The 23,582-nt window shown below is 66.2% G+C and carries 21 protein-coding genes; 9 read left to right on the forward strand and 12 right to left on the reverse strand.

The features are described from left to right. The first annotated feature begins 101 nt into the window (after positions 1 to 101). Complete coding sequence (locus ASF32_RS08435; protein ID WP_056426681.1) at positions 102 to 503, forward strand: DoxX family protein; 402 nt, start codon at positions 102 to 104, stop codon at positions 501 to 503. A 136-nt stretch (positions 504 to 639) separates the two neighbouring features. After that, positions 640 to 1,683: an LLM class flavin-dependent oxidoreductase gene (locus ASF32_RS08440; protein WP_056426329.1), complete on the forward strand. Its 1,044-nt coding sequence runs from the start codon at positions 640 to 642 to the stop codon at positions 1,681 to 1,683. 47 nt (positions 1,684 to 1,730) lie between these two features. Here ASF32_RS08440 and ASF32_RS08445 read toward each other — a convergent pair whose 3' ends face one another. The 6 genes from ASF32_RS08445 to ASF32_RS08470 form a co-directional block, all read right to left on the reverse strand. After that, positions 1,731 to 2,501 carry an ABC transporter ATP-binding protein gene (locus ASF32_RS08445; RefSeq protein ID WP_056426332.1) on the reverse strand — a complete coding sequence of 257 codons (771 nt, stop codon included), beginning with the start codon at positions 2,499 to 2,501 and terminating at the stop codon, positions 1,731 to 1,733. Beyond that, a complete protein-coding gene (locus ASF32_RS08450; protein WP_056426335.1) occupies positions 2,498 to 3,850 on the reverse strand; it encodes an ABC transporter substrate-binding protein in 1,353 nt (450 codons plus the stop codon). Before ASF32_RS08450 ends, ASF32_RS08445 begins: the two co-directional genes overlap by 4 nt. Before the next feature lie 40 nt (positions 3,851 to 3,890). Beyond that, on the reverse strand, positions 3,891 to 4,928 hold the full coding sequence (locus ASF32_RS08455) for a branched-chain amino acid ABC transporter permease (protein WP_082490390.1): 1,038 nt from the start codon (positions 4,926 to 4,928) through the stop codon (positions 3,891 to 3,893). Between the two features lie 5 nt (positions 4,929 to 4,933). After that, complete coding sequence (locus ASF32_RS08460; protein ID WP_056426341.1) at positions 4,934 to 5,827, reverse strand: branched-chain amino acid ABC transporter permease; 894 nt, start codon at positions 5,825 to 5,827, stop codon at positions 4,934 to 4,936. Then, complete coding sequence (locus ASF32_RS08465; protein WP_056453293.1) at positions 5,824 to 6,615, reverse strand: ABC transporter ATP-binding protein; 792 nt, start codon at positions 6,613 to 6,615, stop codon at positions 5,824 to 5,826. Before ASF32_RS08465 ends, ASF32_RS08460 begins: the two co-directional genes overlap by 4 nt. A 499-nt stretch (positions 6,616 to 7,114) precedes the next feature. Further along, on the reverse strand, positions 7,115 to 7,987 hold the full coding sequence (locus ASF32_RS08470) for an NmrA/HSCARG family protein (RefSeq protein WP_056426348.1): 873 nt from the start codon (positions 7,985 to 7,987) through the stop codon (positions 7,115 to 7,117). 104 nt (positions 7,988 to 8,091) lie between these two features. Here ASF32_RS08470 and ASF32_RS08475 point away from each other — a divergent pair, with 104 nt between their 5' ends. After that, complete coding sequence (locus tag ASF32_RS08475) at positions 8,092 to 8,985, forward strand: LysR family transcriptional regulator (RefSeq protein ID WP_056426351.1); 894 nt, start codon at positions 8,092 to 8,094, stop codon at positions 8,983 to 8,985. Between the two features lie 65 nt (positions 8,986 to 9,050). Here the strand turns inward: ASF32_RS08475 and ASF32_RS25215 are convergent, their stop codons facing one another. The 3 genes from ASF32_RS25215 to ASF32_RS08485 all read right to left on the reverse strand — a co-directional run bounded on the left by ASF32_RS25215 (position 9,051) and on the right by ASF32_RS08485 (position 14,754). Further along, complete coding sequence (locus ASF32_RS25215; RefSeq protein WP_156467732.1) at positions 9,051 to 9,227, reverse strand: hypothetical protein; 177 nt, start codon at positions 9,225 to 9,227, stop codon at positions 9,051 to 9,053. 2 nt (positions 9,228 to 9,229) lie between these two features. After that, a complete protein-coding gene (locus ASF32_RS08480; RefSeq protein ID WP_056426353.1) occupies positions 9,230 to 13,132 on the reverse strand; it encodes a chemotaxis protein CheB in 3,903 nt (1,300 codons plus the stop codon). 473 nt (positions 13,133 to 13,605) lie between these two features. Further along, on the reverse strand, positions 13,606 to 14,754 hold the full coding sequence (locus ASF32_RS08485; protein WP_056426356.1) for a helix-turn-helix domain-containing protein: 1,149 nt from the start codon (positions 14,752 to 14,754) through the stop codon (positions 13,606 to 13,608). A 283-nt stretch (positions 14,755 to 15,037) separates the two neighbouring features. Here ASF32_RS08485 and ASF32_RS08490 point away from each other — a divergent pair, with 283 nt between their 5' ends. Both ASF32_RS08490 and ASF32_RS08495 read left to right on the forward strand, forming a co-directional pair. Further along, the gene (locus tag ASF32_RS08490; protein ID WP_056426359.1) at positions 15,038 to 15,751 is read left to right on the forward strand and encodes a Crp/Fnr family transcriptional regulator; all 714 of its coding nucleotides are present in this window, start codon (positions 15,038 to 15,040) and stop codon (positions 15,749 to 15,751) included. 1 nt (position 15,752) lies between these two features. Then, positions 15,753 to 16,013, forward strand: coding sequence for a hypothetical protein (locus ASF32_RS08495; protein ID WP_056426362.1), 261 nt, complete (start codon positions 15,753 to 15,755; stop codon positions 16,011 to 16,013). 49 nt (positions 16,014 to 16,062) lie between these two features. Here the strand turns inward: ASF32_RS08495 and ASF32_RS08500 are convergent, their stop codons facing one another. Together ASF32_RS08500 and ASF32_RS25725 are read right to left on the reverse strand one after the other, a co-directional pair. Then, complete coding sequence (locus ASF32_RS08500) at positions 16,063 to 16,896, reverse strand: helix-turn-helix domain-containing protein (RefSeq protein WP_056453239.1); 834 nt, start codon at positions 16,894 to 16,896, stop codon at positions 16,063 to 16,065. Positions 16,897 to 17,175: 279 nt separating this feature from the next. Further along, positions 17,176 to 18,072, reverse strand: a complete 897-nt coding sequence (locus ASF32_RS25725; RefSeq protein ID WP_056426368.1) for an AraC family transcriptional regulator — start codon at positions 18,070 to 18,072, stop codon at positions 17,176 to 17,178. Positions 18,073 to 18,262: 190 nt separating this feature from the next. Here ASF32_RS25725 and ASF32_RS08510 point away from each other — a divergent pair, with 190 nt between their 5' ends. The 4 genes from ASF32_RS08510 (at position 18,263) to ASF32_RS08525 (ending at position 21,154) form a co-directional block, all read left to right on the forward strand. Beyond that, a complete protein-coding gene (locus tag ASF32_RS08510) occupies positions 18,263 to 19,660 on the forward strand; it encodes an ATP-binding protein (protein WP_056426371.1) in 1,398 nt (465 codons plus the stop codon). Positions 19,661 to 19,795: 135 nt separating this feature from the next. Further along, positions 19,796 to 20,419, forward strand: a complete 624-nt coding sequence (locus tag ASF32_RS08515) for a response regulator (RefSeq protein WP_056426375.1) — start codon at positions 19,796 to 19,798, stop codon at positions 20,417 to 20,419. Between the two features lie 229 nt (positions 20,420 to 20,648). Then, complete coding sequence (locus ASF32_RS08520) at positions 20,649 to 20,900, forward strand: hypothetical protein (RefSeq protein ID WP_056426378.1); 252 nt, start codon at positions 20,649 to 20,651, stop codon at positions 20,898 to 20,900. A 47-nt stretch (positions 20,901 to 20,947) separates the two neighbouring features. After that, positions 20,948 to 21,154, forward strand: a complete 207-nt coding sequence (locus ASF32_RS08525; protein ID WP_056426382.1) for a hypothetical protein — start codon at positions 20,948 to 20,950, stop codon at positions 21,152 to 21,154. Positions 21,155 to 21,407: 253 nt separating this feature from the next. Here the strand turns inward: ASF32_RS08525 and ASF32_RS08530 are convergent, their stop codons facing one another. After that, the gene (locus ASF32_RS08530; protein ID WP_056426385.1) at positions 21,408 to 23,066 is read right to left on the reverse strand and encodes an FAD-dependent oxidoreductase; all 1,659 of its coding nucleotides are present in this window, start codon (positions 23,064 to 23,066) and stop codon (positions 21,408 to 21,410) included. Positions 23,067 to 23,582: the final 516 nt, after the last annotated feature.

Below are 23,582 nucleotides of genomic sequence, written 5' to 3' on the forward strand. Positions count from 1 at the left end.
CATCGAAAGATATAGGCTTCGATGGGGGATGGAAGGGGCCTACGGCTTAGCGCACAGCCGAGCCAGTCCAGAGTTCGGCGGCATCGAACTGGATGTTCCTCATGTCACAGACCCTCACGGCCCCGTCCGCTCCGTCGCGCAAGCTCAACATCGCGACATGGTCGTTGCAGATCCTGCTCGCTCTCGTGTTCCTGGCGGCGGGCGGCGCCAAACTCGCCGGGGTGCCGATGATGGTGCAGGTCTATGACCTCATCGGCGTCGGCCAATGGTTCCGCGTCGTTACCGGCCTCGTGGAAGTCGCAGGCGCCGTCGCCCTCCTGATCCCCGGCTACGCGGCCTTTGCCGCCCTCTGGCTGGCCTGCACCATGGTCGGCGCCATCATCGCCCATCTGGTCGTTCTACCCACGCCAGTGGCCCCGGCTGCCGTGCTGCTTGCCCTCACCGGAACCCTGGCCTGGCTGCGCCGAGACCAGATCCTCTCGGTCCTGGGGCGCCGTCGCTGAGTAAGGGGCCGTTGCCCGGGATGGCCGCGGCCGACGCGAACGGATGCGGCGCCATCGCAAAGGGGCCGCGCTCCCATTCTCGCCTCATCGATCTGCACGCTTCTTCCATCTGATCGCACCAGAGAGACCGTCCGCCATGGAACTCGGCATCGACAGCTTCGCCGTCACCCTTCCCGATCCGGAAACGGGCCGGTCCCTTCCGGCGGCCGAGCGCATGGCGCGTCTGCTCGCGGAAGTGGAGGTGGCCGACCGGGCCGGGCTCGACGTCTTCGGTATCGGTGAGCACCACCGCGCCGAATTCCTCGATGCGGCTCCGGCCGTCATCCTCGCGGCCGCGGCGGCACGCACGAGCCGGATCCGATTGACAAGCGCCGTCACGGTGTTGAGCGCGGCCGACCCGGTCCGCGTCTTTCAGGAGTTCGCTACCCTCGACCTGATCGCCAAGGGCCGGGCGGAGATTGTGGTCGGGCGCGGCTCCTTCGGCGAGGCCTACCCGCTCTTCGGGTTCGCCGCCGAGGATTACGACGCCCTCTTCGCGGAGAAGCTCGACCTGCTTCTGACGCTGCGCGAGCGGACCCATGTCACCTGGCGCGGCCGGTTCCGCCCGCCGCTCACCGGCCAAGGCGTCTATCCGCGTCCGCACCAGGAGACGCTTCCGATCTGGATCGGTGTGGGTGGAACACCGGCCTCCTTCGCGCGCGCCGGCACCCTCGGCCTGCCGCTGATGGTCGCCATCATCGGCGGTAGCTTCCAACGCTTTCGCCCCCTGGTCGACCTTTACCGCGAAGCCGGCCGCCAGGCGGGCCATGCACCGGAGAGCCTCAAGGTCGGGGTGCATGCCGTCGGTTTCGTCGCCGATACCGACGGGGCCGCTCAGGAGGCGTTCTATCCCGGCTGGGCTCAGCTGTTCGGGAAGATCGGGGCGGAGCGGGGATGGCCGAACACGAACCAGCGTGAGCAATTCGAAGCCATGTGCGGCCCCTACGGCGCCTACCTGATCGGAGCGCCGGACACGGTTGCGGCGAAGGTGGTGACGGCCAGCGCCGCGCTCGGTGGCATATCCCGTCTGACCTTCCAGATGAGTTCGGCGATGCAGGAGCCGGATGCCATGCAGCGATCCATCTCATTGCTCGGCACCGAGGTGATACCGCGGGTGAAAGCGTTGTCGTCGGCCTCGTGACGGCGCCCTGCCCCAGGCGCAGGGTCCCGTTCTTGGAACGACACCGTTCAGGCCGGCACGTGGGTGGGCGCCGTCCCGAGGCCGAGATAGAACGTCTTGATGTCGTCGCGCCCACGAAGTTCGGCGGCGGTGCCGGTGAGGACGCTGTGTCCATTCTCCAGCACGACCGCCCGGTCCGCATGGCGCAGCGCGACGGTGACGTTCTGCTCGGCGACCAGGATCGTCAGTCCCTCGTCGCGGTTGAGGCGCTCGAGGGTGCGAAAGATCTCGGCCACCACCTGCGGAGCGAGGCCCATGGAGGGTTCGTCGAGGACGAGCAGGCGCGGACGACCCATCAGGGCACGCCCGATCGCCACCATCTGTTGTTCGCCGCCGGAGATCAGCCCGGCCAGAATCCGGCGCTTCTGCAGCAGGCGCGGGAAGATTGCGTAGATCCGCGCGAGGTCGGACCGAATGGCGGATCGGTTCGAGCCGCGCCCGAGCCCACCGGTGACGAGGTTCTCCTCTACGCTGAGCCCACGGAAGCAGTGGCGGCCTTCGAGCACCCCGACGAGGCCCGCCCGCACCAGGGCGTCGGTGGGTGTCCGGGACACGTCCTGTCCGTCATAGACGATGCGGCCCGCCGTCACCTGCCCGCGCTCGGCCGGCAGGAGGTTCGAGACCGCCTTGAGGACGGTGGTCTTGCCGGCGCCGTTGGAGCCCACGAGGGCGACGATCTCGCCCGCCGCGACGGCGAGGTCGACTCCCGAGAGGGCGCGGACGGCGCCGCCATAGCGGGCCTCCAGCGCCTCGACGCGTAGCAGCGGCGTGCCGGTCACGGAGTGGCCGCCGCGGCGTGGGTCGCATTCTCCTCGGCGGCACAGTTGCGCGGCGTGATGCCGTGCTCCTTGGCGTAGGTCGCCGACGAGGCCTCGATGATCGGGCGCAGGGTCGCCCAGTCGGGGGCGATCCAGTCGGAGACCACCTTCCATTTCGCCCCGTCCCATTGCTGGAAGGTGACGCGGCCATCGCCTTCGTGATTGGCGCAGGTGACGTTGATGGAATGGAACAGGCCCTTGGCGCCCAAAGCCGCGACCCGGGCTTCGTCGAGACGCAGGTGCTCGAAGCCCCAGCGGACCTCGTCTCCGGTGAGCGTCCGCTTGCCGAACTTCGCTTGCGCCGCCCGCACCGCCTCGACGTTGAGGATGCCGTTCACGATGCCGAGGTTGTGGTAGACGCTACCGATGCGCTTCTTGTCGGCGAGATTGCCGGTATTGCCGTCGTAGACGGTCTTGATGATGTCCTTCAGCACTGGATATTCGGCGCCCGACGCCTGCGTGGTGATGGCGACGTAGCCCTTGGCGGCCTCTCCTGCCGGGATCACGTCCTCCTCCGAGTTGGACCAGACGTTGCCGACGATGCGGTTGGCGGGAAAGCCCGTCTTCTGGGCGGTCTTCAACGCCACCGGGTTCATCACGCCCCAACCGCGCAGGACCACGTAATCCGGCTTGAGGCGGCGGATGGTCAGCCATTGCGATTGCTGCTCGTTGCCGGGATGCGGCACCTCGATCTGCTCGACCTTGAAGCCGTGCTTCTTGGCGAGGAGCTCATAGATCGGGATCGTCTCCTTGCCGTACGGCGAGCCATGATAGAGCACCGCGATGGTCTTGCCCTTGAGCCTGTCGAGTTCACCCTCGCGGCTCCCGAGATATTCGACGATGCCGGATGTCTCGCTGTAGGGGTTGAGGAGGAGCGGGAAGACGTAGGGGAAGACCCGGCCATCGGTGGAATCGGTGCGGCCGTGATTGATCGTGATCAGCGGCACCTTGTCCTTGGTGATCCGGTCGACCATCGCATAGGCGATTCCCACAGAGAGCGGGTTCCAGGCTGCGATGCCGGGACGGGATTTGAGCCGCTCATAGACCTCGACGCCGCGCTCGACCTCGTACTGGGTCTCGCCCTCGCTCCAGGTCAGCTTGACCCCGTTCACGCCGCCGTCGCGGGTGTTGATCAGGTTCAGGTAATCGATGAAGCCACCGAAGAACCCGGTGCCGCCGGCCGCATAGGGCCCCACCCGGTAACTCTGCAGGGGGAAGTGCTGTTCGTCGGCGCCGGCCGAACCGGTGAGCGCGACGAGGGCGGTCCCGGCGACGAGCACGGAACGCAGGGCGGTTCTGAATGCGGGCATGGGAAGTCCCTTAGTTCGCTGGTCTCAGGAGTTTGAACGGTCAGGCCGAGGGGCGTAGGCGGCGCACGGCGCGGTCGAGGAGCGCACTGAGCCCGGCGGGTTCGCGGATCAGGAAGGCGACGATCAGGATTCCGAGGACGATGCGCTGACACATCTCCAGCGTGCCGGAATCGAACCCGTCGCCGAGTAAGGCTGCGCCGAACCGTGACAACAGCAACGGCAGGACGACGATGAGCCCCGCGCCCAGGAAGGCGCCGCGCAGGGTGCCGAGGCCGCCGATGATGACGATGAACAGGATCTGGAAGGAGCGGTCGAGGTTGAACCCTGCCGGCTCCACCGTGCGCAGGTAGGCGAAGGCCCAGAGCACACCCGCTACGCCGATGATGAAGGAGGACAGCCCGAAAGCGAGGAGCTTGGTGCGCGCCACCTTCACGCCGATGACGCGGGCGGCGGTCTCGTTGTCACGCACGGCGACGAAGTTGCGTCCGGTGGGCGAGGTAACCAGGCGCCAGGCCAGGACCGTCAGCAGCGTCACCACGGTGAGCGAGAACAGGTAGCGGCCACGGGCATCCTCGAAGGACAGGCCGGCGACGACGAGCGGTGGCGCGCTGATGATTCCGGATGGGCTGTCGTTGGAGAGCCAGCTGAAGCGGTTCAGCACCCAGGCCACGAAGAACTGCACCGCCAGCGTCGAGACGGCGAGGTAGAAGCCGCGCAGCCGCAGGGCGGGCAAACCGGCCACCAGCCCCGCCAGTGCGGCGACGAGCCCGGCCAGCACGATGGTCGCCGGCAGCGGCAGGAAGGGCAATCGCAGCGACAGGTTGAAGGCGGCATAGGCCCCCACCGCCATGAAGGCAGAGGACCCGAGCGAGAGCTGGCCGGCATAGCCGGTGAGCAGGTTGAGTCCGAGGGCCGCCAGCGACAGGGCCAGGAACGGCGTCAGGATCGCCTCGTAGAGGTAGCTGCTGCCGACGAGCGGAACGATCCCATAGGCGATCGTCAGAAGAAGAACGACGCCGATGCCCTTGGCGGATAGGCACGGCAGGGACTTGTCCAGCGGAGTAGAGGTGGCGGCCATGGCGCTCAGACCCGCTCGACGCTGCGCATGCCGAACAGCCCCGAGGGCTTCAGCAGCAGGAAGCCCAAAGCCGCGACATAAGCGATCCAGCCCTCAATGCCGCTGCCGATGACCGGCCCGAGATAGACTTCCGACAGCTTCTCCACCGCGCCGACGATGAGGCCGGCGACGATGGCGCCGAGGATCGAATCGAAACCGCCGAGCACGAGGACCGGCAGGGCCTTCAGCACCACCAGGGAGAGCGAGAATTGCACGCCGAGGCGCGCTCCCCAGAGTAGTCCAGCCACCAGGGCGACGATGCCCGACGCGATCCAGACCGCGGCCCAGATCCGGGGCAGGCGCAGGCCGGTGTTCAGAGCCGCCAGCGGATCGTCCGCCACCGCACGGAAGGCGAGGCCGGTGCGGGTGTAGCGAAAGAACAGGCTCAGCACGGCTACCATCAGCCCGGCGACGGCTGCGGCGAACAGGTCGAAGCGGCTGACGAGGATGCCGGCGAGGTCGATCGGCGTATCGTCGATGCCGAGATCTAGCCCGTGTACCTGCGTGCCCCAGGCGAGCTGGGCGGCTCCCTCGATGACGTAGGCGACGCCGAGCGTCGCCATGAAGAGAGTGATCGGCGGCTGGTTGACCAGGGGCCGCAGGACGGCGCGTTCGATGGCGAGCCCGAGGAGGGCCATGACCGCCAGGGTCGCGGCAAAGGCGCCGATGAAGGGCACGCCCCGTTCCGTAAGGCTGACGAAGGTCAGTGCCGCGAACAGCAGCATCGCGCCTTGCGCGAAGTTGAGCACGCCGGAGGTCTTGTAGATCAACACGAAGCCGATCGCGACCAGCGCATACATGACCCCGGACAGCAGACCGCCGACCAGCACCTCGACGAAGAAGGCGAGATCGGGATTCATGCGCCGGCCTCGAAGGCGAGGCCGAGATAGGCGGCGATGACGGCGGGATCGGCCTGGACCTCGGCCGGCGTCCCGGAGGCGATGCGCCGCCCGTGATCGAGGACGGTGACGCGATCCGACAGGCTCATCACCACGCCGACATCGTGCTCGATCAGTACGATGGTGGTGCCGGTGGAGTCCCGCGCGGCGCGAATATCACCGCTCATCCGCTGTTTCTCGGTGGCCGTCATGCCGGCCATGGGCTCGTCGAGCAGCAGGAGGCGCGGCTTGGCTACCAGGGCGCGGGCGAGCTCGACCCGCTTCTGCACACCATAGGGGAGCGTGCCAACGAGCCGGTCGCGTATGTCGGCGAGGTCGAGCGCGGCGATGACGGCATCGGCCCGCTCCCGGTGCTCGCGCGCTTCGCGACGCGCATGGGGAAGTCCGAGGACCTGCGCACCAAGCCCGGCGGACTGGCTGTCGACCAGCCCGATCGTCACCGTATCGAGGACGGTGAGACCCCGGAACAGCGCCAGGTTCTGGAAGGTGCGGGCCACACCGAGGCGGGCGAGGTGCCGCGTCGGCACGCGGGAAAAGCGGTCGTCGCCGATCCGGATCGCTCCGGAATCCGGCGCGTAAAGCCCGCTGATCGCGTTGATCAGGGAGGATTTACCGGCTCCGTTCGGGCCGATGACCGCATGGATCTCCCCCTCCCCGACCGACAGATCCACGGCATCGAGCGCCACGGTCCCACCGAACCCGAGCGACACGCCTTCGACTACAAGGAAGGGAGGATCCTCCTCGACGATCCTGGGGTGGAGCCCTTGGCGGGAAGCGGGAAGGCTCACGGATCGTGGCCGATCGACGAGATGCGGCCGGACAGCAACATTCATGATGAGAGAAGCGTTTCCGCGGGCGAGGTGACGCATTCGCGTCAATGAATCGAGATCATGACGCGATAAAGCCAGCCTCATGGGATAGATGATACACCTGACGGATCATCGATAGGCCCAGATTCATCTATAAATCTAAATCTGTCAAAAGGATAAGGAGCTATATTTATGGCGCTTTTACCGCATTCATTCCATGCGAGCCGTGATCGGGAGATTGATTCTGCTCAGGCTATCCGTGCGCTCTCTTATTTTTGGAGCGCGCCTGTCGGCACCGCGCCGGTTGATCAGGGGGCGCGATCGATAGACGATCCGAGCACAAAGCGGATTCTTGATGTTGCGCGTGGCCATCCGGCCTCAGGAGTTCGTTATTCCCCACCGAACTCCTGGAGCCTGACGGCCGGTGTCCCAAATGGTGTCAGGCGGACGCCGCGATCCTGGCGGCAAAATCGCGATAGGACCGCAACGGACGACCCAGACGTTTGGTGAGGCGATCGATGTCGCCGGTCTCCGGCCGCATCCCGATGTCGAGAAAGCGTTCGCACATCAGGCGCATGTCGAAGGCCATCCAGCTCGGCGCGTGCTGCTGCCGCAGGTTCTGCTCGAAGGCGCCGGTGTCGTCACCGCCATACGCGACCGGGCGGCCCAGGATTTCGGACCAGATGGCGGCGACGTCCGCGCCGGTGAGCGTCTCGGGACCGACGAGATTGATCCGGTCGAAGGGGAGCGGTGTGCTGGACCGCTCGCGGCGGATGAGTTCGAGGGCGGCGATCTCGCCGATATCGGCCGCATCGATCATCGCGAGGCCCTTGGCCCCGATCGGCATCGGGTAGACGCCGTAGCCGAGCACGACGTCCTTGATCAGGGCATCGTTGTTCATGAAGTAGGCCGGGCGCAGGATCGTGGCGTTGAAGCCCATTCCCTCGATCATCCGCTCGACGCCGAACTTGCCCGCGAAATGCGGCACGTTCACGTAGAGGTCGCTATGGATCACCGACAGGTAGACGATCCGCTCGATCCCGGCCTCGCGGGCGAGGTTGAGGGCGATCAGGGCCTGGGTGAATTCGTCCGGCACCACAGCGTTCAGCAGGAACAGGGTGGAGATTCCCGACAGGGCGTTCCGCAAGGTGTCGACATCGAGCAGGTCGCCCTGGACCACGGTCACGCCCGCAGGAAGCTCCGCTTTTACGGGGTCGCGGACGAGTGCGCGGACATCGGCGCCACGCTGGACGAGGTGGTTGATGACGTGGCGGCCGACGGTGCCGGTCGCGCCGGTGACGAGGATGGTCATGGGGGTCACTCCAAGGTTGTTTCAAACGACACCCGGAGAATGAGGGGCCCACTCGTGGTTCGATAGACTGTCTGTTAGGACGGTCCGTCTCACAGGTGGAACGTATGGACCTCCTCGCCCTCGCCGATTTCAACCTCGTCGCCCGGCACGGGGGGTTCGGCCGGGCTGCCCGCGCCTCTGGACGCCCGAAGGCGACCCTGTCCCGCCGGGTCGGGGAGCTGGAGGCCAGCCTCGCCCTGCGCCTGTTCGAACGGGGCGCGCGCAGCCTGAAGCTGACGGAGGAAGGCCGCGCCCTTCACGAGCGGACGCGGGTGCTGCTCACCGAACTCGACGAAGCGGCGTCGGCCATCGCCACGGGCGGAGACAGGCCACGCGGACGCTTGCGCATCAGCGCGCCCGTGCTGTTCTCACAGACCGCGATGGGCAGGCTCGCGGTCGATTTCGCGTTGAAATATCCCGACATCCGTCTGGAGATCACCACGGAGGACCGGGCCGTCGATATGGTGGAGGAGGGCTACGACCTGGCAATTCGGGTCAACCCGGAGCCTGACGAGACTCTGGTCGGCCGTATCTTTTTGCGGGACCGGCTGGTGGTCGTGGCGAGCCCGGGCCTGGACCGGCCGGGAGAAGGGGCAACCGTGCCCGGTGTCATCCGCGGACCGATCGGAGGTCCGCTGACCTGGGACATGCGATCGCCCGGCGGTAAGTCCAGCGTCACCGTCGATCCGGTGCTCGGCCTGTCATCGCTCATGATGGTCCGCGATGCGGTCCGCGCCGGGCTCGGCGCCGGACGCCTGCCGATCTCGCTCGTCAGCCGCGATCTGGCGGCCGGCAGGATGGTTCTCTGGGGCGATCTCGACCGGCCGGAGATCGCCCTCTGGACGCTCTACCCATCGCGGCGGTTGCTGAGCGCACGTGTCTCCGCCTTCCTCAGCCACCTGAAGGAGGCCTTCCCGATGGGGACCGCCGATGAGCTCGCGGCGCATATCGATGGATAGCAGCGAGGCCCCTGCCCCGGCGACGGAGCCCGACGGTCTTTCATCCGGCGCCCATGCCGAATGTTTCAGCGGATGAGCGCTTCGGCGATCTTCTCAAGCTCGACCGGCACTTCGACCCTGACCACATCCGCGAAGCGTGCCGGTAAGCCGGCTCCCTCGCAGTCACGGCGCAACGCATCGACCCGGGCATACTCGTCCTCGACCACGAGGATCACGCGGCTTGCCCAGGGGCTCGATTCCATCGTCACCCCAGATCTTGTGCCTGGGCAGGATCGATGAGTGGCAAATCGATGGTGCAGTGCAGGTCCGTCGAGGAGAGGTCGTAGGTGGTGCGTGCCTGCATGACGTAGGGCAATGCCCGCTCGATCAATTCGCGGCCGTAGCCGCCGGCCTTCGCGATCGGACCCTCTTCCTCCAGCACATGTTCGAGCCCGGTCTCCCGCCACTCCAACACGAGGCGCTCGCCTTCCTCGCCCGCATAGGTCCGCCACGTCACCTCCAGGCGGCCCGCCTCGGTGGTGAGCGCCCCGTATTTGCGGGCATTCGTGGCGAGTTCGTGCAAGGCCAGTGCGAAGATCTCCACCGTGCGCTTGCGCAGGCGTACCTTCGGACCCGACAATAGGACGCGCTCGGGCATGTTGGCGGCGCCGAGGGCGTCGAGCTCCGCACGGAGCACCGCGTCCATGGTGATCGGCTCGTTATCCGCGCGGGATAGAACGCCTTGTACACGTGAGAGCGCGGACAGCCGGTTCGTGAAGGCCACCTCGAAATCCTCGAGCGTCTCGCTGGAGCGCAGCGTCTGTCCAGCGATGGACCGGACCACGCCGAGCAGGTTCCGGGTGCGGTGCTGCAATTCGGCGACCATGACCTTCTGGCGTTCCTGGTAGGTGCGCAGGTCGTCCACATCGGTGGAGGTGCCGAGCCACTCGACGATCCTCCCCCTTTCGTCATGGACCGGTGTCGCGCGCGTCTGGAACCAGGAATAACGGTCCTCCGCCGCATTGCGGATCCGGTAATTGACCACGAGCGTGCCCAAACGCTCCGCCTCCTCCCAGCGCGCGAGGGTCTCATCACGGTCGTCAGGGTGGAGAGCGGCGATCCAGCCGTGACCGAGGCTGTCCGCTTCGGACTGCCCCGTATAGGCGCCCCATTGCGGGCTGGCGCAGGTCCATTGGCCGCCATCGACCGCCCGCCAGACCAGCTGTGGGACGCCCTCGATCAACGCGCGCTGGCGGGCCTCGCTCTCACGCAGGGCATCCTCGGCGCGTTTGCGCGTGGTGACATCCGTCGCCGAGCCGAACCATTCGATGATGTTGCCATCGCCGTCGAAGACCGGGATGGCCCGCGAATGCGTCCATCCCACCGTGCCGTCGAGACGTCGGACCCGGTGCTCCAGGTCGAAGGAACGCTTCGCGGCGTTGGCCGCCTCGATCTCGGCACGGACCTGCGCCTGATCTTCTTCCGGGATGTACCGGGTGACCCAACTCTGGTCGGGATCGTCCGTATCGGACAGGAATCCTCCTCCGGAGAGTTCGTGCATCATGTCCCAGGCCGGACTCATCCGGTAGAGCACCTGCGAACTGGCTTGTACGAGCGCCCGCAACTGCTGCTCCGAGCGGCTCTGTGCCGCCTCGGCTTTGCGACGCGCGGTAATGTCGACGAAGGTCATGACGGTGCCGTCGATGCGATCTTCCACGGTGCGGTAGGGTCTGAGCCGCATCATGAACCATTGCCCGGCCCGGCTGCGGACCTCGTTCTCCACCGGCACGAGGTCCTGCAGCACCCGACTGGTGTCCGCCTCGATCCCGTCATACTCCAGACGGTGCGTGAAATCGGTGATCGTACGGCCGATATCGGCTTTCGTGATGTTGAAGAGTTCCGCGATCGGTGGCGTGAACATCTTGATGCGCAGGTTGGCATCGAGGAACAAAGTGCCGATTTCCGTCGCGTAGGTGAGATTTTGCAAGTCGCTATGCGCCACCGAGATGCTGGCCAGCTTGCTCTTCATCTCGGCATTGACGGTGTGAAGCTCCTCGTTGATCGATTGGAGCTCCTCTTTCGAGGTCTCGAGCTCCTCTGCCGTCGAGCGATACTCCTCGTTGATCGATTGCAGCTCCTCGTTGGTGGCACGAAGATCCTGGATCGACGCTTCGTGCCCGCTGCGGCTGGCGATCAGGGCTTCCTGGGCAGCCCTCAACTCGGCATGAAGGCGGCGAACCTCGTCGGGCTGGGTGTCGGTTGCGGCCTCTGACGTGTCGTCGCCGCGCACGCGGCCACCATCCAGGAAGAACACGAGCGCGCGCGTCCCCATATGCGCCTCGCTGGGAACGGGAACGACGTGCATGGCGATCCTGCGCCGCTCGCTGTCGAACGCGACCACGGTCGGATGGGTGAGCGTCGGTTCTTTCTGGTCGAGGGCGCGGGTCAGCGCCAGCCTGAGATCGAGCCGCAGCTCAGGCCGCACCACCGTGGGGAGTTGGTTGGAGACCGGCCCGGCCGAGTGGAGGAGGAAGCGCCCCGCATTCGCCGAGAGGTGCAGGATGTGCTGAACGTCGTCGACGAGCACGCTCGCGGGCGCGCTCTGTTCCAGAGCGGACAGGTGCAGCGTGGCCGACCTGTCCCCACTCTCGTTGCGCGCGGGAGCAGCGTGATTCATCGGCATGAGCCGTTCGGGCACGGCGAATTGCGGCAGGATCGGCAGCGTGCGGGCCGCATTCGGCCGGGAGCTGTAGATGCGCGCTTCCCGGTCCAGGGGGGCGAACTGGTCCGTTGCCGCGTCCACGGTCTCGGCCGACCCCAAGAACAGGTAGCGTCCCGGCTTGAGGCCGTAATGGAAGATCGCGCAGAGCTGCTGCTGCAGGCTGCGCTCGAGGTAGATCAGGAGGTTGCGGCAAGTGATGAGATCGAGCCGCATGAAGGGCGGCTCCTTGATGACGCTGTGCGTGGCGAACATGACGCTGTCGCGCAGCTCCTTGCGCACACGGTAATGCGAGCCTTCGTCGACGAAGAACTGAGTGAGGCGCTCATTGGAGACGTCGGCCTCGATCGAGCGCGGGTAGTGCCCCTCCCGCGCGATCCCGAGCGCGGTATCATCCAGATCCGTGGCGAAGATCTGGATCTGCGGATGGAGCTTCCGCCGCGCAGCCTCCTCATGCAGCAGGATCGCGAGGCTGTACGCCTCCTCTCCGGTGGCACAACCCACGACCCAGGCGCGGAGGTTCTCCCCCTTTTCGGGCCCGAGATCGTCGAAGAGCGGTCGGATCGTCTGGTGCCTCAAGGCCTCGAAAGCCTGCGGGTCGCGGAAGAACTGCGTCACCGAGATCAGAAGATCGGTGAAGAGTTCTTTAGCTTCCTCGGGAGTGGCCAGAAGGTGATTGGCATAGTCCGCGAGCGTATCCGTGCGGCAGACTTGCATGCGGCGGATCACGCGCCGCATCACGGTGGCCCGCTTGTAGCCTGAGAAATCGTGGCCCAGGCGGGCGCGAAGGAACGCCACGATGCGCCGAAGCTCGTTGGCGCTGGCGTCCATGTCGAGAGAGCGGACGGCCTCCTTGCTATGGGCCAACTCCACCACGCGCTCGGCCAGGCGGGCCAGCGGCGCGACGAAATCGGCCGTCCCCGTGGAGATGGCGTTCTGCGGCATGGAGGCGAAGCTGGCTTCCGCCGGCTCCTGCACCATGACGACGCCCCCGCCCTCCCTGATGGCCTGGATACCCACCGATCCATCGGCGCCGGCGCCCGACAGGATGATGGCGATGCCATCGCCACGGGCGGCGGCGACGGAGCGGAAGAACATGTCGATGGGCGATCGCCGGCCGCGCGGCTCGCTGAACTCCCGTGCCGTGACGCTGTCGCCATCGATGACGAGTTCGCGGTCGGGCGGGATCACGTAGACGCAATTGGGCTTGAGGGTCGGCCTGTCCTGGATCTGGTTGACGGGCATCCGGGTGCAGCCCGACAGGATGTCGGCGAGCATGCTCGGGTGGTCGGGTGCGAGGTGAAGAATGACGACGTAGGCGAGGCCGAGATCCGGCGGGAGTTGCCGGAACAGGCCCTGCAGCGCCGCGATGCCGCCCGCCGAGGCGCCGATGGCGCAAACGGGTACGAATTTCGGAGAGGGAAATGCGTGAGATTCGGGGTCGTACATGTGGCCCTATCCGTGGCGGCTGACCGATCTCTTAGCGAGAACTCGGGCAGATACCCAACGGTCGAGCCCGCTTCTGTTTTCCCCACGCTGGTGAAAAACCGGCTCGCCGGCTCGTCCTGCACCGCGTCGGGTCGTCCACGTTGGGGCGTCCACGGGCTCGAACCCTTGCGAGGAGGGAGCCTCGACGGAACCGAGGACCCGCTATCCGGCCGGAACCCATGAGCACATGGGCCGGATGATCTTCGATGATCAGGGCGGACGTGGCTCGCAGGCAGGCACGAGCGGGGCCAAAGCAGGCCCGGCGGCGAAGGATCGTGAGTGCACCATATCGCCCCCGGTCTACGGACCGGGGGCTTCGCGGCGAGAACCCTGCTCTCAGCGAGGAAGGCGTCCGCGTCTGCGGACGGAAGGCGGGTCGACCGATACCGGACCGTCGAGGCGCGTTGCGTCGGCGCTTCGCCGACGCCGAAATCCTATGCGGCGGACCGCTCGCCGAGATGCAGATAGTCCGCATCGAATTCGGCGAGACGCTTCAGGCGCGGCCAGTCGAGGATCCTCAGGGTCCGGCCCTTGAGCTCGATCAGCCCGCGCCGTCGAAGCTCCTGTAGCGAACGGTTGACGTGGACGGTGGTCATTCCCGTCGTATCAGCGAGCTGGTTCTGTGTGACGGGCAGGTCGCAGCTTTGGTTGGTTCCGACACCCGCGGCCTGAAAGCGGGTGATCAGTTCGCAGAACAGATGGGCGATCCGCTCCAGCGCCGTTCGCTGACCGACATTGACCAGCCACTCGTGCAGGGTCGCCTCATCCACGAGGCTCGCCATGCGCAAGGCCCGCGCGATGGCCGGATGATGCTCCATGAGATCCTTCACGACATTGACCGGGATCCGCACCACCTCGCAGGCGGAGAGCGTGGCGAGGGTGTGGTCCATGCGGTTCATCAGCGCCACATCGAGATCGCAGGTGTCGCCGGGCACGAGATAGGCGGTGATCTGGCGGGCGCCGCTGGAGCGCTGCTTGTAGCGGCAGGCGATCCCACTCATCACGAGATGGACGCCATCCGGTGGGTCGCCCGCCCGGACGAAATCGGTATGCGGCGCGATGGGGCGAGGATTGGCGCTGATCCGTTCCAGGATCTCCCGGTCGGCCTGGGAGAGCGTCACGAACCCCTCCAGCTTGCGGATGAAGGGGTTGCTCCGGCCCTCGACCGGTTGAAGCCTCCGAATAGGCGTCACGACCTCGGCGCTCATCGGTGGGGGCGCTTTGGTGAGGCTGTCCAGCAGCGCGATGATATCGTTGGGCAGAGCCGGTTTGGTCAGCCAGGGCAGGTTCTGGAAGTCCGAGGCACGAGGCTCGTCCTGCTGGAAACCCGAATGGACGAGGATGGGAATTCTGCGTTGGCGCAATTCGCGGCCCAATACGGTGCAGAAGCCGTCCCTGAGCTTGACGTCCACCACCGCGAGGGCGGGACTGGCCAGGTCGATGGCGGCCAGTGCCTCGGGCGTCGTCGCGAATGGCCCCAGCACGCGGTAGCCCGCCCCCATCAGAGCGTCGCTGAGGTCCTCCGCTATGAGAAAATCCGGTTCGGCTAGGAGCACCGTCGGTTGTCGGGCTGCAAGGTCCATGTCCGGGCTCCAAAAATGAAGGCCACCTGTCATCTGACGGGCAAAATCGTATACCCAGGTTTAAACATGATCTGAATTGACAGTAAACAAAACAAAGCGTCCGGTGCGGCATCGAACTTACGTCGGATACGCTGGTCAGCTTCGGTTAATCTATGACAGTTTGCCAAATGTTATTGAGATCATCTGTTGTCCGTGCCATGACTTAGGGATCGCCTGCAACGATGTCCGAGCGTAGGCGGCTAAGAGACGCCGAGCTCTTGCTCCGACGAGGAGGCAAGGGCCCATGGCTCACATCCAGCAATCTGCCGTGCGCAATCGCCTGCTGAAGGTCATGATCGGTGAGGATTTCGCCCGGCTCCAGTCTCATCTGGAACCCGTTGACTTGCTGGTCGATCAGACGCTGATCGAAGCCAATATCCGCACCGAGTACCTGTACTTCCTGGAGAGCGGTCTCGGTTCGATTACGGCCGACGGTACCAACGGCCGGGTCGAGATCGGGATCATCGGCCGAGAGGGCGTGGTCGGTGCGTCGCATGTGCTGCTCGGCTCGGACCGTGTCCCCTACCGGCACTTCGTGCAGATGGCGGGTCACGCCTTGTCGATCCGCGCCGGGATCGTCAGCGCGGCGGTGGACGAGAGCCCGACCCTCCGCAAGCTGCTCCTCCGCTACGTTCTGACCGAGATGATCCAGGTGCGGCAGACGGCGATCGTCAACGCCACCTTTGAGATCGAGGTGCGCCTCGCACGCTGGCTGCTCATGTGCCACGATCGTGCAGAAGGCGATGAACTGCTGCTCAAGCACGAGTTCCTGTCGATGATGCTGGGCGTGCGGCGCTCAGGCGTCACCCTGGCCATGCAGCAGCTCGAAGGGGCCGGTCGTATCCGGGCTCGGCGCGGGCGCATCACCGTGCTGGATCGGGAGCTCTTGGAGGAGATGGCCAATGGCAGCTACGGCACGCCCGAGGCCGAGTATGCCCGCCTGATCGAAGGCGCCTGACATGCCCCGGTACTTCTTCAACCTTCGCTATGGTGCGGGCCTCGGCAAGCTGGCAGTCGATCCGGAGGGAGATGAACTGGCCGATCTGGACGCCGCGCGCCAGCATGCGTTGCAATGTGCCCGCGAGCTGGTCGCTGGATCTCGCTCGTTTGCCGTGCGGGATTGGTTCGCCTGCTCCTTCGAGGTCGAGGACGCGAATGCGCGCCGCGTGCTGACCGTGCCGTTCAGCGACATCGTTCCGGAGGACGATGACGAAGATTGAACGGCGCCGTCCCCAGGATGCCCTGAGGGAACCCCTTGGGCTCCGGCGGTCACGGCATCGTGGCGTGCCGCGCCTCCGGTTCCATCAGGCGACGCCAGCGTCCCGGAGTCGTGCCCTGGTTTTTTGCGAAGGCGCGGGTGAAGTGGCTCTGATCGGCGAAGCCGCAGGCCAGGGCGATGTCGGCGAGCGTCCGATCCTTCCTCCGCATCATGACCTTGGCGCGGGCGATGCGCTCCCCCGTCAACCAGGAATGGGGCGCGATGCCGGTGGATTGGCGAAAGGCGCGCGCGAAGTGGCTGACGGACAGGCCGCAGGATTCCGAGACCGCCCGGAGGTCGATGGCCTGGGCGAGATCGGCACGGATCCGGTCCTGAGCGCGACGAAGCTGCCAGGGAGCCAGGCCGCCGCGAACGGTCTCGGGCGCGGGTTTGAGCCGCGTATAGGTTCCCAGGAGATGGGCCGCCACCGCATGGGTCAACTGGCGGCGGATGGCCCCGGCCCAGCGATCGCCCCGATCCAGGGTTTCTCCGACACTGACGGCGAGATGATACAAGGCGGGGTCCGCCAGCACCATTCCGTAGACCGGTAGGAATTCCTCGACGGGATCGGCATCGTGGATGTTCAGATCCTCGGCCACCTGCGTCAGGATCTGGCGATCGAGCCCGATCTGGAGGGTTCGCGCCGGAGCCCGCAACAGGCGGGGCTGACGCAGGTCATGAAGGATCGCCTCGCCTGCGCGCAGCTGCATCTGTGGCTGACCATCCGCACGGTCCAGGAGCGCGACGTGGTTCCAAGGCGTCGGTGGCTCGTCGAGCCGGATCTGGAGAACGAGCGCATCGACCCGGTCGATCCGGACCGCGCTTCCGACGCCGTCCCTGGACATCAGCACGATGGCCCCCTCGGACCAGTCGCCGAGCCGGATTCTCGATGGGCCAACTGGATCGCATGGAGTTCGCTCGAAACGAAAATGCTGCCTTGCGCGAGGGCGGGCGGATGCCGGGGCCGGGCGCGCGAGAGCTTGCTTTGCCGGTTCGTGGACAGGCGTCACGTGCATGTCTGTTTCCCCATTCACCATGGAGATCATTTAAATCGCTGAGGCCGCTCTCGTATTTCGCCGAATTGCCGTGGACTTCGCATATCCTGCTGTCCGGATTGCGAGGGGTTATGAATAATGCTGCCTATACTCGCCGGGTGTCCGACCGACAGCGCGCTTGAATGCCGTGTTGAACGAGCCCTGACTGGAAAACCCGGAGGACAGGGCGACGTCGGTCAGGGATATTTTGCGCTCGATCAGTAATCGGCGTGCGCGCTTCAGTCTTTCTTCGCTGACGAAGGCATAGGGCGTTTTCCCGGTGACGCGCTTGAACATGCGGGTAAAGTGGAACGGGCTGAGGCAAGCCACGGCGGCGATCTCGGCCACGGACAGGTCCCGTTCGAGATTGTCGCGGATGAAGGCGACGGCGCGGTTGATCCGGTCCGGGGATGCGGCGTCCGTGGCGGGGCGCGCTCGCGTTTCCGGTCGGTCGTGACCGTAGGCCTGCGCGATCCGGGCCGTCAGGGCGAGGGCGGCAGCCTCGACCATCATGCGGCCCGCCGAGCTTTCCCGGATCAGTTCCTGATGGATCGAGAGGCCGATCTGAACGAGCAGCGGATCCTCGACGCCGGCGAGATAGCGCACGGCATCGGCACGGATGCGCGCGTCGCCATACAGGGCGGCGAGATGGTCGAAACGCTCCGCCGGCAGATAGATGTGGAGGATCTCGTCCAGGGGCGCCGAGATGTTGATGTCGTCCTCCCCGACCCCGATGGGACAGAGCCAGATCGTTCCGCTCTCCACCGGCGTCCGCTGCCGGATCCCGGCGCCCTTGCGGCTGACATGAGCATCGGGGCTGCGCCGGACCGCGAGCGTGATCTCCATCTGGGTCGGGACGATGGCGGGCAGGTCGCCGGCCGGATGAGACCGCAACTCCGCGGCGACGCCGTTCCATTGCCGGCCCGCCGAGGAGGCGAAGAGACCCGCTTTCGGGAACTTGTGTGCGCCGTGACGGTGAAAATCCATGCCGGCAACGTGCAAGCCGCGCGCGAACTCGGCTATTATACAGGTGTATCGGATACCAGACGAGCAGTGCCCGACATCGCGGCGAAGCCAGGCGGACGAGCGAATGCGGCAGGTCTTCTCGCGGTGGCCGAGCCGGGCGTCCGCCTCGCCCGGAGCGGATCGACCGACCTCGGGAGACCCACCCGCCTGGATGCGAGCCGGTCCGGCCCGTCGCCGGAAGCTGCACCCCACCGGGCTCGGCTTTGCCGCCGGAGTGACGCTCCCGCCCGTCATCCTGGCGGGGCTCGCCGGTTGGGCGGCCGCGGCGTCATCCACGATGGCGGCCCTCGTCATCGGAGCGGGCGGCGTTCTGGCGCTTGCGGTCGCAATGTTGAGCATCGCGCGAATGCGAGCCGCGTCCGAACGCAGTGAGGCGCGCTTCGCTGCCATCTTCGAGCGGGCCGGGATCTCGATGTGGCGCGAGGATTGGACGGAGGCGGCCCGGGCGGTCATGGAACTGCGCCATGCGGGCGTGACCGATATCGAGTGCTATTACGCCAGCCGTCCGGACGAACTCCGCGCTTTGTGTGCCAAGGTGATCGTCACGGACGTGAACGCCTTCACCCTCGAGGAGACGGGGGCCACTGACAAGAGCGCCTATCTCGGCCCGCTCGATCGGCTGCTGCCCTCGACAGACCAGACCTTCGTCCAGTGGCTCGTCGCGTTCGGCCGCGGCGATCGGTTCTTCCGCTCGGAAGCGCATGTGGTCCGGGCCGATGGAAGCGAGGGGGATACGCTCTTCACCGCGATGCTGCCGCAGGATCTCGACGGGTTCGCCGAGATCATCGTCACCTCCCTCGATGTCACGGGGTTCAAGCAGGCGCAGGCGAACGTCGCCGTGGCCGATAGCGAGCTCGCACGATCATCGCGGATCACCACGGTGGGAGCTTTGAGCGCGTCGATCGCCCACGAGGTCAATTCCCCGCTCGCGGTGATCGTCGCCAATGCCGAAGCCGCCCTGCGCTGGTTGAAACGGCCCCAGCCGGATGTCGAGGCGGCGTCCGCAGCCCTCGACGACGTGGTCGGCGCCGCGATCCGCGCCCGAGACGTGATCTCCCGCACACGATCCTATCTCGGCAACGCGCCCCGCCTGTTCACCCCCGTCGATCCGCTACAGGCGGCGCGGGACGCCAATCTGCTGATCGAGCGCGAGATCCGTGTCCACGGCGCGACGGTCCACATTGCCGCCGACGGTGAGATCCCGCTCATCGCGGCCGATCCGATCCAGATCCAGCAGGTCTTCGTGAACCTGCTCCTCAATGCGGCGCAGGCGATGACGGACAGCGCCGGACGCCGGGATATCCTGGTCGCCATCCGCCGCGAGGCCGCCTTCGTCGCCGTCACCGTCAGCGATACGGGCCCCGGCATCGCGCAGGAGCGGCGCGCGCGGATCTTCGAGCCGTTTCATTCGACCAAAGCGAATGGCATGGGCATGGGCCTCGCGATCTGCCGCAACCTCATCGATGCCCATGGGGGCGACATCCGTGTCGATGCCGCGCCGGGTGGAGGCGCCGCGTTCCACATCACGCTCCCCATCTCCGATGCGTGATCCTTTCCCTGACGGTGAGGTGGTCGCCCTGGGATTGCGGTATGGCGCACGATAATAATAGGTCTGTGCGAAGCTTGCAGTCGAGGCGCTACGCAATTCGTGTATGAGACGAGCGTATTCGCGCCCGCGAGACCAATGCCCGAAGCGACCATTCATATCGTCGACGATGACCCTGTGCTGCGTGAAGCGCTGGTCCGCCTCTGTATGTCCGATGGGCTGGCAGCAGTCGGTCACGCGGATCCGAGCGGATTGTCGGGCTCGCTCCTGCGTCAATCACCCGAATGTATCCTGCTCGACGTGCGGCTCGCCGAACAGAGCGGACTGGCCGTCCAGGAAATGTTGCGCGCGGACGGCAATACGGTGCCGATCATCTTCCTGACCGGCTATGGCACGATCCCCATGTCGGTCCGTGCCATGCGGGGCGGCGCCGTCGAGTTCCTGACCAAGCCCTTCATCGCGGACGTGCTGCTCGCCGCGATCCGCAAGGCGCTCGAAGCCGATGCCGCCGCCCTCGCCGATCGGCGCGCACAGGGCGAACTCGCAGCCAGGTTCTCCATGCTGACCCCACGGGAAAACGACGTGATGCGATGCGCCATCGGGGGGCTGATGAACAAGCAGATCGCCGCCGATCTCGGCATCACGGAGATCACCGCCAAGGTTCACAAGAGGCGGGTCATGGAGAAGATGCAGGCCCGGTCCCTCGCCGACCTCGTCCGCATGGCGGATCAACTCGGCATCGTGGCCACGCGCCAGCGTTGAGCGGCCGAAGGGTCGAGCCGTCATTACGGTGAACACCGTTCTGCCGGAGCAAGCGCAAGCCGAAACCTTCGTATGAGACGGTTTAACCAACGCATCGATCGGATGATCTGCCGTATAGTATTCAGGTTGCTTGGAAGGATTAAGATCTGGGCATGAACTCAGGGCCGCGGCGAAGACATCGAGCGGCTCCGTTCTGACCCGAAACCAGTCTGACATCCGGAGACGTACCATGATCAAGCATCTTGCTTCCGTCGCCCTCCTGCAGCTTGGCCTGATGGCCCCTGCCCTCGCCATGCCGGATCGTCATCCGGCCCGCAGCACCGTCGAGCAGGTGGACCTGGACGGGACCGGTTCCCTGCAATCCCGTCATGAGCCGCAGGCGTCCCGGACCATCGACAGCTCGGCCAAGGGCGGCAACGCCGACGAGACGAACCACGCGGTGCCGAATTTCGGCACGACGTCGGGCGGTCCCGCCGACTGAGCTTTCATCGCCTCGCGGCAACGCGGTCATTTCCGGGGAGAGCGGCCATGAACCTTCTGATCAGACCCTGTCTCGCAGCCATCCTCGCGCTGGCATCGACCGTGCCCTTCGCGCAATCCCACACGCCTCCGGCGGGGCTCGACGCCGCCGGAGCGCGGGACCGCATCGACGCCCCGGGGAAGGCGGTGGCGCCGGTGGCCGTCGAGGCCGATCGCCAGCAGGTCGGCCGTAAGATGGATCTGCAGGCCAAGTGAGATCCGAGGTTACGTGAGATCTGAGGCCAAGTGAGATCCGAGGTTAGGTGAGATTCAGGGCGGAGGACCGAATGGCCAGCAAGTGGTCCATTCGGTCCTCCGCTCCGTTTTCCCTGACGGCGGCCATGCATCCGGCGTCCAGAGTGGGAAACGTTCTGTCCGAACGCGCTGAAGCCGGCCCAAATCCAGCCAAAGCCTGTCGGCCATAGCCCTCCCCCGCCGGTCTCGGGCTTGGCGTTTCGCCTCTGTGCCTTCAGGGCTCCGGGTGCAGGAAACCGTGGACCGCCTGGACCACCACCGATCCCTCGCCCACCCCGGATGCGACGCGCTTCACCGAGCCCGCGCGAACGTCGCCGACGGCGTAAAGACCCGGGACCGTTGTGGCATAGGGAGACGCGGCCGGCATCCCGTCGCTCCGCAGGCCGGTCGGAACGAATCCCTTTGGATCGAGACCGAGGCAGTCCGAGAGCCATCCGGTATTCGGCAAGGCACCGATCATGACGAAGACGTTGCCGATGGCCTTCGTTTCACTGATCCCGCTCGACCGGTCGGTCCATGTCACCGATGTCAGGGTGTCTTCACCGAGAAGCGCGGTGATCTCGGTCTGCGTATGCAGGGTAATGCGCGGCGACGACGCGATCCGCTGCACGAGATAATCGGACATCGTCGCGGCGAGACCGGTGGCCCGCACGAGAAGGTGGACATGCGCCACCGTGCGGGACAGGAACATTGCGGCCTGACCGGCCGAATTACCGCCACCCACGACGATCACCGCTTCGCCGGTGCAGAGTTGCGCTTCCATGGCTGTGGCGGCGTAATGGATGCCCTGCCCTTCGAAATGCGCGTAGCGCGGCAGATCCAGGCGGCGATAGCGGGCGCCGGTGGCGGCGATGACGGCGCGCGCCGGGACGGCGGTGCCATCTTCGAGGATCACCCGGAAGGGTGACCCGCCGCAATCGAGCCCCGTCGCCATGCGGGAGATCGCGAGACGCGCCCCGAACTTCTGCGCCTGGACCTGTGCGCGGCCGGCGAGCGCCTGACCGGAGATCCCGGTTGGAAAGCCGAGATAGTTCTCGATCTTCGAGGAGGTGCCGGCCTGACCGCCGGGTGCCAGCCCTTCGATGACGATGGTGTCGAGCCCTTCCGAGGCGGCATAGACCGCAGCGGCGAGGCCCGCCGGTCCGGCGCCGATCACCGCGACATCGTAGATGCGGCCGGGGTCGATCGCTTCCGTCAGCCCCAGCGCGTCCGCCAGTGCCGCGTTCGTAGGATTGCGCATCACCGCAGCGCCCGGAGCGATCACCACCGGCAGGTCCGCCTCGATCAGGCCGAATCCGTCCAGGGCGTGGCGGGAGGCCGGGTCGCCCGCTGTGTCGAGGATGCGGTGCGGGTAGGCGTTCCGGACGAGGAAGCGCTCCAGGCGAAGGGTCTCACGCTGGTGACCGGGACCGATCAGCACGACGCCTCCCCGCCCATGGCGGATCAGGCCGACCCGGCGCAGGATGAAGGCCCGCATGATGATCTCGCCGATATCCGGCTCGGCGGTGACCAAGCGGCGAAAGGCGGCGCGATCGATCCGCACCACACGCGTCTCCACCACGGTGCGCCCCGAGACCAGGATCTCCCGGTCGTTGAACAGGTCGAGTTCGCCCGTGAACTGCCCCTCGGTGTGCACCACGAAGACCCGGTCGACCCCGTCATGGTCGGTCTCGAACATCTCGATCCGGCCGGCGAGGACGAGGAAGAAATCCACCCGCCGCTGCCCTCTGGTGAAGATGAGGCTACCCTCCGGCAGGATCTCCTCTGTGCCGTAGCCGGCCACCCGGCGCTCCATTTCATCGCTGAGGCGGGGAAAGGTCTGCGCCGTGCGCTCGTCGCCGTCGGTGCCCGCCGCGAGGTTGGTGTCGGTCATCTCGGATCACTCCGTGCCGTCGAATCCGGAGGGGCCATTCCTGCCCCGGATAGTGTCTCGTCCCGTCGTCACTGCCGTAGCTGCAGGACGGCATGCCACTTGGCTTGTCCGATCGCGCGATGTTTTGGATGGGCCGGTGCCAATTCCCGGCGACCACCCACTCGCCGACGATCGGGAATGGTGTCTGACCGAACGACCGGAATCAGCAGGAGGTCTCATTGATTCGCGTCCGGCGATCCATGGTGCGCGCGGTTGGAGAGGTGTTCTCGAGGTGAACGCGGATCGTTCAAAACACGGACCATACGTGCAAGACGAGCGGGGCGACTTATGGCGACTTGGATGCCGGACGGATGCGCAGCCGTCCGGCGGCGCGCGGCATCAGGGACGGGCATGCGCCGGGCCACGCTCCATCATGGCCCGTATGAGCGCCGCGCGGTGACCCCTGTAGTAAACGACAGTATAGTTCACAGGCATCCGGTCACGCTTCATGGTTCGCTCGAACGGCCGAGGCTTCAT

The sequence above is a fragment of the Methylobacterium sp. Leaf91 genome (assembly GCF_001422815.1).
GTDB lineage: Bacteria > Pseudomonadota > Alphaproteobacteria > Rhizobiales > Beijerinckiaceae > Methylobacterium.

Excerpts from the sequence above, each read along its gene's own strand:
- ASF32_RS08435 (WP_056426681.1), top strand. The coding sequence starts at position 102 with ATGTCACAGACCCTCACGGCCCCGTCCGCTCCGTCGCGCAAGCTCAAC.
- ASF32_RS08440 (WP_056426329.1), top strand. The coding sequence starts at position 640 with ATGGAACTCGGCATCGACAGCTTCGCCGTCACCCTTCCCGATCCGGAA.
- ASF32_RS08450 (WP_056426335.1), bottom strand. The coding sequence starts at position 3,850 with ATGCCCGCATTCAGAACCGCCCTGCGTTCCGTGCTCGTCGCCGGGACC.
- ASF32_RS08455 (WP_082490390.1), bottom strand. The coding sequence starts at position 4,928 with ATGGCCGCCACCTCTACTCCGCTGGACAAGTCCCTGCCGTGCCTATCC.
- ASF32_RS08460 (WP_056426341.1), bottom strand. The coding sequence starts at position 5,827 with ATGAATCCCGATCTCGCCTTCTTCGTCGAGGTGCTGGTCGGCGGTCTG.
- ASF32_RS08470 (WP_056426348.1), bottom strand. The coding sequence starts at position 7,987 with ATGACCATCCTCGTCACCGGCGCGACCGGCACCGTCGGCCGCCACGTC.
- ASF32_RS08475 (WP_056426351.1), top strand. The coding sequence starts at position 8,092 with ATGGACCTCCTCGCCCTCGCCGATTTCAACCTCGTCGCCCGGCACGGG.
- ASF32_RS25215 (WP_156467732.1), bottom strand. The coding sequence starts at position 9,227 with ATGGAATCGAGCCCCTGGGCAAGCCGCGTGATCCTCGTGGTCGAGGAC.
- ASF32_RS08480 (WP_056426353.1), bottom strand. The coding sequence starts at position 13,132 with ATGTACGACCCCGAATCTCACGCATTTCCCTCTCCGAAATTCGTACCC.
- ASF32_RS08485 (WP_056426356.1), bottom strand. The coding sequence starts at position 14,754 with ATGGACCTTGCAGCCCGACAACCGACGGTGCTCCTAGCCGAACCGGAT.
- ASF32_RS08490 (WP_056426359.1), top strand. The coding sequence starts at position 15,038 with ATGGCTCACATCCAGCAATCTGCCGTGCGCAATCGCCTGCTGAAGGTC.
- ASF32_RS08495 (WP_056426362.1), top strand. The coding sequence starts at position 15,753 with ATGCCCCGGTACTTCTTCAACCTTCGCTATGGTGCGGGCCTCGGCAAG.
- ASF32_RS08500 (WP_056453239.1), bottom strand. The coding sequence starts at position 16,896 with ATGTCCAGGGACGGCGTCGGAAGCGCGGTCCGGATCGACCGGGTCGAT.
- ASF32_RS25725 (WP_056426368.1), bottom strand. The coding sequence starts at position 18,072 with ATGGATTTTCACCGTCACGGCGCACACAAGTTCCCGAAAGCGGGTCTC.
- ASF32_RS08510 (WP_056426371.1), top strand. The coding sequence starts at position 18,263 with ATGCGAGCCGGTCCGGCCCGTCGCCGGAAGCTGCACCCCACCGGGCTC.
- ASF32_RS08515 (WP_056426375.1), top strand. The coding sequence starts at position 19,796 with ATGCCCGAAGCGACCATTCATATCGTCGACGATGACCCTGTGCTGCGT.
- ASF32_RS08520 (WP_056426378.1), top strand. The coding sequence starts at position 20,649 with ATGATCAAGCATCTTGCTTCCGTCGCCCTCCTGCAGCTTGGCCTGATG.
- ASF32_RS08525 (WP_056426382.1), top strand. The coding sequence starts at position 20,948 with ATGAACCTTCTGATCAGACCCTGTCTCGCAGCCATCCTCGCGCTGGCA.
- ASF32_RS08530 (WP_056426385.1), bottom strand. The coding sequence starts at position 23,066 with ATGACCGACACCAACCTCGCGGCGGGCACCGACGGCGACGAGCGCACG.